Consider the following 12082-nt stretch of genomic DNA (forward strand, 5'->3'; position numbering starts at 1 on the left):
CGCCCATGCCGCCTAAACGCCGCCCCTTATGACCCGACCGCTTACTTTCGCCGTGCCCAAGGGCCGCATTCTTGATGAGGCGCTGCCGTTGATGGCGCGTGCCGGTGTGGTGCCCGAACCGGGCTTCCACGACAAGGCCAACCGTGCGCTGTCGTTCGCCTGTGAAGACAGCGCCATGCGCCTGATCCGCGTCCGCGCGTTCGACGTGGCCACGTTTGTCGCCCACGGCGCGGCGCAGTGCGGCATCGTCGGGTCGGATGTGGTGGAAGAATTCGCCTATTCAGACCTTTACGCCCCGGTTGATCTGAACATCGGGCACTGCCGCCTGTCGGTCGCCGAACCGGTCGGCCCCAGCGAAGACCCCGCGCGCATCAGTCACCTGCGCGTCGCCAGCAAGTATCCCAACCTCACCCGCCGCCATTTCGAACGGATGGGCATTCAGGCCGAAGTGGTGAAGCTGAACGGCGCGATGGAACTCGCCCCCGGCCTTGGTCTGGCCAGCCGGATCGTCGATCTCGTCTCGACCGGGCGCACGCTGAAGGACAACGGGCTGGTCGAAACCAGCACGATCCTGAACATTTCAGCCCGCCTGATCGTCAACCGCGCGGCGCTGAAAACGGATGAGCGTGTCGCCGCCCTGGTGGAGCGTTTCCGTGCCCTGGTGGCCGACTGATGTTGCGCCTGAAGACCAGTGAGGCAGGGTTCGAACAGGCGTTTCGCCGTCTGGTGCAGGACCGCCGCGAAAGCGACGAGAACGTCTCACGCGATGTCTCGCTGATCCTCGCCGACGTCCGCCAGCGCGGGGATGCAGCGCTGGCTGAGCTGACCGCGAAGTTCGATGGCCACACCCTCACCACCGACGATGACTGGCGCATCCCGCTGGGCGCCTGCCGCGCCGCCTTCGACGAGCTGAAGCCGGACCTCCGCGCCGCACTGGAACTCGCCGCCCAGCGCATTCGCGCCTATCACGAGGCGCAGTTGCCCGCTGACCGCGATGAAACCGACGCCGCAGGCGTACGGCTCGGTGCACGCTGGCGGGCGGTCGATGCGGCTGGCCTCTATGTGCCCGGCGGGCGCGCGGCGTACCCGTCGTCGCTGCTGATGAACGCCATTCCCGCCAAGGTGGCCGGGGTGGAACGGCTGGTCGTGGTCACCCCGACGCCGAAGGGCGTGGTCAACCCGCTGGTCCTCGCCGCCGCGTATCTGGCCGGGGTGGATGAAGTGTGGCGCATCGGCGGCGCGCAGGCGGTGGGCGCGCTGGCCTATGGCACGCAGCGGATCAAGCCGGTCGACGTCATCACCGGCCCCGGTAATGCCTGGGTGGCCGAAGCCAAGCGCCAGCTTTTCGGCGTGGTCGGGATCGACATGGTCGCCGGTCCCAGCGAAATCCTGGTCATTGCCGATGGCCAGAACGACCCCGAATGGACCGCCGCCGACCTGCTCAGCCAGGCCGAGCATGATCCGTCCGCCCAATCGATCCTGATCACCGACGATCCGCTGTTCGCCGACACCGTGGCCGACCGCGTCGGCGTGGAACTGGCGATGCTGCCAACCGCGCGGGTCGCGGCCGAAAGCTGGAACACCCATGGCGTCATCATCGAAGTTGCCAGCATGGATGAGGCCCCGGCGCTCGCCAACGCGCTCGCGGCCGAACACGTGCAGCTGGCCGTGGCCGATCCGCAGCCGCTGATGGACGCGATTCGCCATGCCGGATCGGTGTTCCTGGGCCGCATGACCCCCGAAGCGGTCGGAGATTATGTCGCTGGCCCCAACCACGTTCTCCCCACGGGTCGCCGTGCGCGGTTCTCATCCGGCCTCTCGGTGCTCGATTTCATGAAGCGCACCAGCTTCATCCAGCTGGACGAGGCCGCCCTGCGCGCGATCGGCCCCGCCGCCATCCAACTGGCCGATGCCGAAGGTCTGCCCGCGCACGCCCGTTCGATCGAAGTGAGACTAGGCATATGAAACCGCACAACAGCGCCACCGCCAAAGCCCGCGCCGCATCGCGGCTGGCCGCCGTGCAGGCGCTTTACCAGCTGGACATGGAAGCCAGCCCGCTGCCCAAGCTGCTCGACGAATTCCACCGCCACCGGCTGGGCGCGGAAATCGAAGGCGACCAGTATGCCGAGGCTGAAAGCGCGTTCTTCGACGATCTGATCAAGGGCGCGGTCGCGCGCCGCGATGAAATCGACACGCTGCTGTCGGGCAAACTGGCCGAAGGCTGGAAGCTGGAACGGCTCGACAAGACCATGCTCCAGATCCTGCGTGCCGGCGCGTATGAACTGATCGCCCGTCCCGACGTGCCGACTGCAACCGCGATCAGCGAGTATGTCGATGTGGCGCACGCATTTTTCGAGGCGCGTGAGGCAAAGTTCGTAAACGGGCTGCTCGACGCCGTGGCAAAGGCCGTGCGCTGAGCCGCGAAAGCGCCTTCATTGACGCCTTGCGAGCTATCGCCACGCACCCCGCCGCGCGCGGACTGGCCGATGATGCCGCCGTGCTGGAAGTGGGCGGCGAAACGCTGGTGCTGACCCACGACACGATGGTCGAGGGCGTGCATTTCCTGCCCGGACAAGACCCGACTGATGTCGCGTGGAAGCTGGTTGCGACCAATATGTCGGACCTCGCCGCCAAGGGCGCGCAGCCGCTGGCGGTGCTGCTGAGCTATCAGTTGGGACGCGATGACGCCGCGTTCCTGCGCGGCCTTCAGGCGGCGCTCCAGCATTACGGAGATGCCGCGCTATTGGGCGGCGATACCGTCCGCGCCGACGGACCGCAAAGCGTCGGCCTGACCGCGATTGGCCGTGCATCCCACCGCCCGGTGCCATCGCGCAGCGGCGCGCAAGTGGGCGACGGGCTGTGGATCACCGGCCCGGTCGGCGCTGCCATGCTGGGGCTTGAAGCCCTCAGGGCCGGGACCGGCGATTCGAGCGCCTATCGCCATCCGTCCGCGCTGCTGGTCGAAGGGCAAATGCTCGCCCCGCTGGTCAGCGCGGTCATGGATGTATCGGATGGACTGCTGCTCGATGCCAGCCGCATGGCCGATGCCTCTGGCGTGACCATCGTGGTGGAACGCATGGCCGTGCCGATCGCCACACCCGAAGCCCGCCGGGATGAAGCGCTGCGCTGGGGCGATGACTATCAGCTGTTGTTCACGCTCCCCGCCGATGTCCCGCCGCCCTGCCCCGCGTGGCGCATCGGCATTGTGCTGGAACGACAAAGCGCGCCAATCCTGCTGGACGGCGCGCCTGTGTCTGGCCGGTTAGGCTATGAACACGGTCAAGCGGACGGCGCCTAATCCTTCAGCGGACTGCAATCCACGCCGCGCGCTTCCAGCAGCGGCTTCATTTCGCGGTAGGCATAGCGCGTCATGTGGTTGGGCACTTCGGGATAGAGGTGGTGGACCACGTGATATTGCATCCCCATCGACAGGTGATGGCCGATCCAGGTTCTGAATACGCGGGTGTTGTCATATCGGCCCGTGCCGGTGCGCGGGTGATGCGGTGCCCAGCTGAGCCAGAAGCGGATGTACGACAGCCCAAGATGACGCGGCAACCACCACAGCAGCGCCACTTCCATGGCATAGCCTGACCACGCCATCGTGAAGAAGAACGCCATCGAAAACAGCTGCAGGATCATCGTGTCGCGCAGCGCCGCCTTGGCGGCGGGCGTGCCGATCCGTTCCAGAATGCGCTTGTAGTGATGGATCGAACCATCGACCCCCGGCTGGCGATTCAACCAGGTCTTGTACCAGGCGGAATACTTGCCCGGCGCGGCATCGGTGTAGTCCGGATCCTTGTCCGGATCGTTGGTGTAATAGTGGTGATGCAGATGCATCATCCGCGCCATGCTGAACGGGAAGATCAGGATGATCGTGGCGACCTGACCAACCGCCTCGTTCCAGAACCGGGCTTTCGTTCCGGGACGTCCGATGTTGGAATGCATCGCTTCATGGCTGGTGATATAGCCCCCAGCGGCGAAAACGGTGCTGGCAACAAAACCCAGCCACAGCGGCAGGATATCCAGCATCGCCAACGGCCAGAATGCCAGCCACAGCGCAAAGCAGCCCAGCGTAACCGCAGTATAGGGCCACATTTTCCTGGGATCAGACGTGTATTTGCGCGCAATCGCCCGTTCCTGTTGCAACAGTGTCCGGCGGGTGTGCGCGTCCAGCCCATCGCCAGCCCCCAGCGCGATCGCGGGTGCTTCGCCCTGGTCCGGGGCCAGCGCAACGCCGGGTTGCAGCGTGCTCAATTCGTTCATAGCCAGCGCCCCCGCAGCGTTGCGTAAAGCCCCCACGGCGCGCCGATCAACAGCCCGAACTGAATCGGGCTGAGCCCCACCGGGGCGGCAACCTGCCAGTATTGCAGCATCTGCGCGATGAGCGGAGCGATGAAGCCGATTCCGAACAGGAATGGCATCCAATGGAACAGTTGTTTGATCGCCGTGGTCATGGTGGTTAACTTCTCATAAACCACGAAGGCTGGCAAGAATCGTTGTTCCAGAGACTGTTCCGAAAGGGAACGACCCCAGCGGCAGACCAGATTGCGCCGCTGCGGGCGGGTTGGCGGTAAAGCATTGCAAAGCCCGAAACCGGGCTTAAGCTTCGCGCCGACCACCCGCCCCCTTGGGGGCATCCTGTGGCCACAATTAATAAGGGGGAGCGTTGCGTGAATGATCTTGTCACGATCGCGATAGTCTTGGGACTATTGGCCGTGGTCTACGGCTTTGTAACCAGTCGGCAGGTGCTAGGGGCACCGGCCGGCAATGAGAAGATGCAGGAAATTGCCGAAGCGATCCAGGAAGGCGCACAAGCCTACCTGAGCCGCCAATATACCGCCATCGGGATTGTCGGTGTGGTCGTGGCGGCGCTGGTGGCCTATTTCCTTGGCCTGGTATCCGCATCCGGCTTCATCATCGGCGCGGTCCTTTCGGGCGTGGCCGGTTTTGTCGGCATGAACATCTCGGTCCGCGCGAACGTCCGCACGGCTGCTGCCGCGCAGACCGGGTTGCAGGCCGGCCTGACATTGGCGTTCCGCGCTGGTGCGATCACCGGGATGCTGGTGGCCGGTCTGGCACTGCTCTCGATTGCGGTGTTCTACTGGTATCTGACCGCGATCATGGGCAAGACCGTGGGCGGCGTTGACCGCACCGTGGTCAACGGTCTGGTCGCGCTGGCCTTCGGTGCGTCGCTGATCTCGATCTTCGCGCGCCTGGGCGGCGGGATCTTCACCAAAGCTGCCGACGTCGGCGCCGATCTGGTCGGCAAGGTCGAGGCAGGTATTCCGGAAGACGATCCACGTAACCCGGCCGTGATCGCCGACAACGTGGGCGACAACGTGGGCGACTGTGCCGGCATGGCGGCCGACTTGTTCGAAACCTATGTCGTGACCGTGGGCGCGACGATGGTGCTGACCGCGCTGCTGCTCAAGGGCATCGGCGGGGAACAACTCCAGGCGCTGATGGCGCTGCCGCTGCTGATCGGCGGCGTCTGCATCGTCACCAGCATCATCGGCACCTACTTCGTGAAGCTGGGCAAATCGAACAACATCATGGGGGCCATGTACAAGGGCTTCCTGGTCACTGCCGTTCTTTCAGTCGGCGCGATCTGGTGGGCAATTTCCTATGCCCTGGGCGGCATGGAAACCGCGATGTCGTACACGGTGCTGGGTGATACGGTGAACTTCACCGGACGCACGCTGTTCTATTGCTCGCTGCTCGGCCTGATCATCACCGGGCTGATCATCTGGATCACCGAATACTACACCGGCACGAACTATCGGCCGGTGCGCTCGATCGCGAAGTCGTCGGAAACCGGGCACGGCACCAACGTGATCCAGGGTCTGGCAATCAGCCTTGAATCGACCGCGCTGCCGACGCTGGTGATCTGTGCGGGCATCATCATTGCCCACCAGCTCGCCGGACTGATCGGGATTGCCTATGCCGCAACCGCAATGCTGGCGCTCGCCGGGATGGTCGTGGCGCTCGACGCGTATGGTCCGGTTACCGACAATGCCGGTGGCATTGCCGAAATGGCCGGCCTTGACGATTCGGTCCGTGAAAAGACCGACGCGCTCGACGCGGTGGGCAACACCACCAAGGCTGTGACCAAGGGCTATGCAATCGGCTCGGCGGGGCTTGCCGCGCTGGTGCTGTTCGCGGCCTACACGGCTGACCTCCGGGAGTTCTTCCCGGACCTTGAGGTCAGCTTCAGCCTTGAAAACCCCTATGTCATCGTTGGCCTGCTGCTTGGCGCACTGCTCCCGTATCTGTTCGGTGCGATGGGCATGACCGCCGTGGGGCGTGCAGCTGGTGACGTGGTGCTTGATGTGCGCAACCAGTTCCGGGAAAATCCGGGTATCATGGCTGGCACCAGCCGTCCGGACTATGCCCGCACGGTTGACCTGGTCACGAAGGCGGCGATCAAGGAAATGATCATCCCGTCGCTGCTGCCGGTGCTTGCGCCGATCGTGGTCTACTTCGTGATCGCCGGGGTAGCCGGTGAAGCCAATGGCTTTGCCGCACTGGGGGCGTTGCTGCTGGGCGTGATCGTGGGCGGCTTGTTCGTCGCCATCTCGATGACGTCGGGCGGCGGAGCCTGGGACAACGCCAAGAAGTATATCGAAGACGGCCATCACGGCGGCAAGGGCAGCGAAGCCCACAAGGCCGCGGTGACCGGTGACACGGTCGGCGATCCTTACAAGGATACCGCCGGTCCGGCCGTCAACCCGATGATCAAGATCACCAACATCGTCGCGCTGCTGCTGCTCGCGGCGCTGGCCGGGGCACACTGACCCCAGCCTGACACTGCGGTGACAGCAAACCCCGTCCGGAGCGATCCGGGCGGGGTTTTGCTTTGCGGGCAAATGGTTGCCCCCCATTGCGTCAACCGGGTCTTGCGGTAATCTGCCGGGCATTGAACCGCCACGTTCGCCGTGGCCGATGGAAGGAAGCATATTGTGAAGCTCAAGACTTCGTTGCTCGCCAGCAGCCTGGCCGCACTGGGCCTGGCACTTGCCGCCCCGGCACTGGCGCAGACCACGCCGGGCGAACCGGTCGCAGCCAAAGTGCCAATGGCCACACTGGCCGAATTGCCTGCGATGTCCACGCTGCGCCTGTCGCCCGACGGAACGAAGGCCGCGGTCACGCTGGGTGGCGGGAATGATTATGCTTATGCCGTCCTCGATCTGGTCAATGGCGGCAAGCCCAAGGTGTTCGCGACGGCCGAAACCTACAAGGAAGCCGGCCAGCGCTCGGTCCAGTCCTATCGCTGGGCAACGAACCGGCATCTGCTGATCACGCTGGGTTCGCGGGAAAACATTCAGGGCCAGCGCATCGATCTGCGCCGGATCGCGTCGTATGACGTCGAAACCGGTGCGGTCGTCCCGATTGCCTGGCGCGATTCGACCGGGGATGCCGGGTCAGTGCTGCATATCGACAAGGAAAATGGCCGTCTCCTGCTGGCCCGGCAGGTCGATACCGGCAACACCGAACTGATGTTCCGTTATCGCGTGGAGTGGGTCGATATCGCCACTGGCAAGACGCTGAGCATCGTTCAGCAGCCAAACCCGGTGGTCGGCGGCTGGGCTGCCGATGGCAAAGGCGTAGTCCGCTGGGGCGGCGCATCGGACCGCGATTCAGGCGAGCAACGCTCGCTTTACCGCTCCAAAGCGGGCGATCCGATCACCACGGTGCAAAAGGTAGTCGACACCAATTTCACCGGATCAGGAATCGATCCGATCGTGTTCCTGGACGAACCGGACATGGCGATCGTAGCCAGCAACCACGAAGGCTACACCGCCATCTACAAGGCCAACCTCAAGACGATGACCATCGTCGGCAAGGTCTTCTCTGCCCCGGATGGGTATGACGCCTCCTCCGCCATTGCGAACGAGCGCGAGAACGGAATCATCGGGTTCACTTACACCACCGATCGCCCCCGCCAGAAGTTTGTCGACGCCAAACTGAAGGCAGTCCAGGGTTTCCTTGAGGAAAGCTTCGGCGAAGGCAACGCCACCATCGTTTCCACCAACGACGGCGATACCAAACTGATTGTCTCGCTTGCACGGCCCGACCAGTTGAACTCCTATTATCTCTACGATGTGCCGACCGGCCAGATGCAATTGATCGGGCATGAGAATGCACAGATCAAGGACGGGCGGATGAACCCGGTCGAGGCGATCCGCTACAAGGCCAGCGACGGGCTGGAAATCGAGGCTGTGGTAACCCGTCCGCGCCTGCGCGCGGGTCAAGGCAAGCTACCGGTCGTGGTACTCACTCACGGCGGCCCGTATGGCGTGCGCGACAACGCCGAATACGATCAATGGGCGCAGTCCATCGCCGAACAGGGCTATGTCGTGATCCAGCCGAACTATCGCGGTTCGGGCGGTTACGGCACCGAGTTCGTCAAGAAAGGCCGCCAGGACGGGTTCGGCACCCGGATGCAGGACGACCTCAACGATGTGATCGACCATCTGGCCGCCAAGGGTGAGATCGACCCGAACCGCGCCTGCATGATGGGCTGGTCATACGGCGGTTATGCCTCCGCCCGTGCCGCCCAGCGCGATCCGCAGCGCTGGAAGTGCACGGTCGCAGGAGCCGGCGTCTATGATCTGCCGATGATGCGCGATTACGACAAGGCCTACCTCGGCTCATTCGGCGCGAACTATCTGGCCAAGGGGGCCAACTCGCTCGGCGATGTGTCACCGGCTTTGCAGACCCGGACCAAATGGTCGCCAATCCTCGTCGTCCACGGCGTGCGCGATCCGCGCGTGCCGATTGCCCAGGGCCGGACGCTGGCATCGCGGTTGCGCTCATCGGGCAAACAGGAGGGCGTTGAATTCGCCTATATCGAACAGCCGAAAAATGGCCACTACGGCAACTTCTTCACCAAGGAGGAGCGGCTGGAATGGCTGGGCGGCGCGGCGGCGTGGATGGACCGGTTCAACCCGGCCTACATCCCCGGCGATGCCGATTTCGCCAAAAAGCCCGCAGCTGACCCCGCCGTAACCACGATGGCCCAGCGGCTGTTCACCCGGTAGGTTCCTGCGCGTTAGCCATTCCTTGGCATTTCAACGTTAAACCCCCCTTGCGGCGGCGCTGGTTCCGCCGCTGCAAGGGGTAATGATCGTGGCAACGCAGGCCTTGCGCGCACCGCTGGCCGAACCGCAGCAGGAAGCCGCGGCGATACCCTTGCCTGCGCCGATCATGCGGACTGCCAGCTGGTCCAGCTTCGATGCCCCCGATGCCCGCGCAGCCTGGGACAAGCTCGCCCAGCGAGCGAGCGAGCCGAACCCGTTTTTCGAAAGCTGGTATCTGCTTCCTGCCCTGCGCACGCAGGATCCCGACCAGTCCGTAACCCTGCTGTGCGCCGAACAGAACGGCGCGCTGATCGGGTTGCTGCCAATCCGGCTTGAGCGGCGCTATTACCAGCGCCCGGTCCCGCACCTCGCCAGCTGGCACCATCCCAACTGTTTCCTGGGCGCACCGCTGGTGGCCGCCGGGCAGGAGCGGCCGTTCTGGCAGGCGCTGCTGGAATGGGCGGACCGCAACCCTGGCTCCGGACTGTTCCTGCACCTGCCCCAACTGCCGCTGGCCGGGCCGCTCTATGCGGCCCTGATCGATGAACTGCGAGCGCAAGGCCGCTTTGCCGCACTGGTTCACCGCGAGGACCGCGCGATGCTTGCGTCGGACCTGTCGGCCGACGCTTATCTCGAAGCGGCGCTATCCGGCAAAAAGCGCAAGGAACTGCGCCGCCAGTTCGCCCGCCTGTCCGAACTGGGCGACATCCAGTTCGAACGCCGCACCGATGCCGCCGGACTGGAGCGCTGGGTCGATGACTTTCTGGCGCTGGAGCATTCCGGCTGGAAGGGCGCCGCAGGCTCCGCACTTGCTTCGCACCACGCCACCACCCTGCTGTTCCGAGAGGGGCTGGCCGGGGCCGCCGCGCATGGCCGGCTTGAGCGGTTGACCTTGACGCTGGACGGCGAGCCGATTGCGATGCTGGCCAGTTTCCTTACCCCGCCCGGCGCATTCAGTTACAAGACCGCGTTCGACGAACGGTTCTCCCGCTTTTCCCCCGGCGTCCTGCTCCAGCGCGAAAACCTCGCCATGCTGGATCACCCCGCAGTTCGCTGGACCGATAGTTGCGCCGCGGCCGATCATCCGATGATCGACCACATCTGGCGCGAACGCCGCGCCATCGGCCGCGTTTCCATTGCCATCGGCGGCCCGCTGCGCCGCTTCGCCTTCCGTCTCATCGCCAAGGCCGAACTCGGCCGCAATCCTGCTGGACTAACGCCATGACTGTGTTTTCCCCCGACGACCGCGCAACCTTTGCCGCAAACTATCCCGAAGCCCCGCACAAGCTGACGCACCGATTGGGCCTGCATCCGTTGCTGGAACTGGATGCGCTGGCCCGTCTGGCCGAGGCGCTTCCTGAAACATCGATTGAATACAACAAGGCCGACTTGCCGCTGGGGATCGATGGCAAGCCCGCCCCGACCGGCATTCCGATCGGCGAAACGATCCGCCGGATCGAGCAGACCGGCAGCTGGGCCGCGCTCAAGAACATTGAGCAAGTGCCGGAATATGCGGCGCTGCTGGCCGAGTTGCTGGCCGAAATTCGCCCGGAGATCGAGGCCAGGACCGGGCGGATGCTCAAGACCCAGGCGTTTGTCTTCATCACCTCTCCCGGCGGGGTGACGCCGTATCATTTCGATCCGGAACACAACATCCTGCTTCAGATCCGGGGCAGCAAGGTGATGACCCAGTTCCCGGCCGGGGATGCGAACTATGCCCCGGATGAGGTCCATGAAACCTATCACACCGGCGGCGGGCGCGAGCTGGTCTGGCGGGACGATCTGGCTGCGGGTGGGCGCGAATTCGCCCTGTCCTCTGGCGAGGCACTGTTTGTGCCGGTGATGGCCCCGCATTTCGTGCGCAACGGCGCTGAACCGTCCGTCTCGCTCTCGATCACCTGGCGTTCCGAATGGAGCTTTGCCGAGGCGGATGCGCGGGCGTTCAATTCCGTGCTGCGCCGGATCGGGCTGCGGCCGCGCAGCACCGGGCGCTGGCCGCACGACAACCGCGCCAAGGCGCTGGGCTGGCGAGTGATCCGCAAGCTGCGCGGGCAGGCCTGACCGGCACAAGGTTGACGGCCACCGCCCTGCACCGCAAAGGGCATGGCGATGGAACAAGCACAACCCACCCCCGAAGAACTGGTCCGCTGGCTGGTCAAGCTGCTCGACGTGAAACCGGGCGAGGATGGCCACTTTGCCGGTCGGCGCAAGTGGGGCGGCGTGGGCCGCGTATTTGGCGGGCAAGTGATTGCCCAGGCGCTTGCCTCCGCCGAACGGACCGTGCCGGATGACCGCCCGGTCCATTCGCTCCACGCCTATTTCCTGCGCGGCGGGAACGAGGACCACGAGATCGATTTCAAGGTCGAGCGCGACCTCGATGGTGGCAGCTTTTCAAACCGCCGGGTCGTCGCCAGCCAGCAGGACAAGCCGATCCTCAACCTGGTCGCCTCGTTCCATCGGCGCGAACCGGGGGTTCACCATCAGGACGCCATGCCCGACGTGCCGCGCCCCGACGATCTGCCGAGCGAGGCCGACCTGCGGCGCGAATTCCTGCATCTCGTGCCCGAAGACAGGCGCGCGCAAATGATCGCCCCGCGTCCGATCGAGCAGCGCCCGGTCGAAAAGCGGCACTGGATGGGAGCCGAACCAAGCCCGCCGCTCAGCCATACCTGGTTCCGCGCCTGCGCCCGCCTGCCGGACGATCCGAAGATCCACCGCGCGGTACTGGCCTATGCCAGCGATATGTCCCTGCTGGGTACCTGCACCCTGCCCCACGGCATGTCATGGACCGTGGGCAACGTGATGGGCGTCAGCCTGGACCACGCCGTGTGGTTTCATGACGATTTCCGCGCCGACGAATGGCTGCTCTACGCCACCGATAGCCCTTGGGCCGGCGGCGCACGCGGGATGAACCGTGGCCGCATTTATACGGCAGATGGCCGCCTGGTCGCTGAAACAGCGCAGGAAGGCCTGATCCGCGAGATCAAGTCCAAAGTCTGAGC

11 protein-coding genes are annotated in these 12082 nt (G+C 64.7%); 9 read left to right on the forward strand and 2 right to left on the reverse strand.

Annotated features, from left to right (window positions below; translation table 11 throughout):
* Positions 1 to 28: 28 nt before the first annotated feature.
* Genes hisG through thiL form a run of 4 tightly spaced genes read left to right on the forward strand, consistent with a single transcriptional unit; the run spans position 29 to position 3298 of the window.
* Positions 29 to 673: an ATP phosphoribosyltransferase gene (gene hisG / locus Q8Q53_RS07150; protein WP_305701070.1), complete on the forward strand. Its 645-nt coding sequence runs from the start codon at positions 29 to 31 to the stop codon at positions 671 to 673.
* Positions 673 to 1965 carry a histidinol dehydrogenase gene (gene hisD / locus Q8Q53_RS07155; RefSeq protein ID WP_305701071.1) on the forward strand — a complete coding sequence of 431 codons (1293 nt, stop codon included), beginning with the start codon at positions 673 to 675 and terminating at the stop codon, positions 1963 to 1965. Before hisG ends, hisD begins: the two co-directional genes overlap by 1 nt.
* The gene (gene nusB, locus Q8Q53_RS07160; protein WP_305701072.1) at positions 1962 to 2417 is read left to right on the forward strand and encodes a transcription antitermination factor NusB; all 456 of its coding nucleotides are present in this window, start codon (positions 1962 to 1964) and stop codon (positions 2415 to 2417) included. The genes hisD and nusB overlap by 4 nt, the downstream gene beginning before the upstream one ends.
* On the forward strand, positions 2414 to 3298 hold the full coding sequence (gene thiL / locus Q8Q53_RS07165) for a thiamine-phosphate kinase (protein WP_305701156.1): 885 nt from the start codon (positions 2414 to 2416) through the stop codon (positions 3296 to 3298). The genes nusB and thiL overlap by 4 nt, the downstream gene beginning before the upstream one ends.
* Here the strand turns inward: thiL and Q8Q53_RS07170 are convergent.
* Entirely contained in the window at positions 3295 to 4263 is a 969-nt protein-coding gene (locus Q8Q53_RS07170) for a fatty acid desaturase (protein ID WP_305701073.1), read from the reverse strand. The two genes, thiL and Q8Q53_RS07170, sit on opposite strands and share 4 nt — an antisense overlap.
* Positions 4260 to 4454 carry a hypothetical protein gene (locus Q8Q53_RS07175; protein ID WP_305701074.1) on the reverse strand — a complete coding sequence of 65 codons (195 nt, stop codon included), beginning with the start codon at positions 4452 to 4454 and terminating at the stop codon, positions 4260 to 4262. The genes Q8Q53_RS07170 and Q8Q53_RS07175 overlap by 4 nt, the downstream gene beginning before the upstream one ends.
* 216 nt (positions 4455 to 4670) lie before the next feature.
* Here Q8Q53_RS07175 and Q8Q53_RS07180 point away from each other — a divergent pair, with 216 nt between their 5' ends.
* The 5 genes from Q8Q53_RS07180 (at position 4671) to Q8Q53_RS07200 (ending at position 12080) form a co-directional block, all read left to right on the forward strand.
* Positions 4671 to 6794, forward strand: a complete 2124-nt coding sequence (locus Q8Q53_RS07180; protein ID WP_305701075.1) for a sodium-translocating pyrophosphatase — start codon at positions 4671 to 4673, stop codon at positions 6792 to 6794.
* A 165-nt stretch (positions 6795 to 6959) separates the two neighbouring features.
* Entirely contained in the window at positions 6960 to 9041 is a 2082-nt protein-coding gene (locus Q8Q53_RS07185) for a S9 family peptidase (protein ID WP_305701076.1), read from the forward strand.
* A gap of 82 nt (positions 9042 to 9123) precedes the next feature.
* Positions 9124 to 10305 carry a GNAT family N-acetyltransferase gene (locus tag Q8Q53_RS07190; RefSeq protein WP_305701077.1) on the forward strand — a complete coding sequence of 394 codons (1182 nt, stop codon included), beginning with the start codon at positions 9124 to 9126 and terminating at the stop codon, positions 10303 to 10305.
* Positions 10302 to 11141 carry a transcriptional regulator gene (locus Q8Q53_RS07195; RefSeq protein WP_305701078.1) on the forward strand — a complete coding sequence of 280 codons (840 nt, stop codon included), beginning with the start codon at positions 10302 to 10304 and terminating at the stop codon, positions 11139 to 11141. The genes Q8Q53_RS07190 and Q8Q53_RS07195 overlap by 4 nt, the downstream gene beginning before the upstream one ends.
* A 48-nt stretch (positions 11142 to 11189) precedes the next feature.
* A complete protein-coding gene (locus Q8Q53_RS07200; protein ID WP_305701079.1) occupies positions 11190 to 12080 on the forward strand; it encodes an acyl-CoA thioesterase II in 891 nt (296 codons plus the stop codon).
* The last annotated feature ends 2 nt before the right edge of the window (positions 12081 to 12082 follow it).

It is taken from the genome of Novosphingobium sp., assembly GCF_030699305.1.
Taxonomy (GTDB): Bacteria; Pseudomonadota; Alphaproteobacteria; order Sphingomonadales; family Sphingomonadaceae; genus Novosphingobium.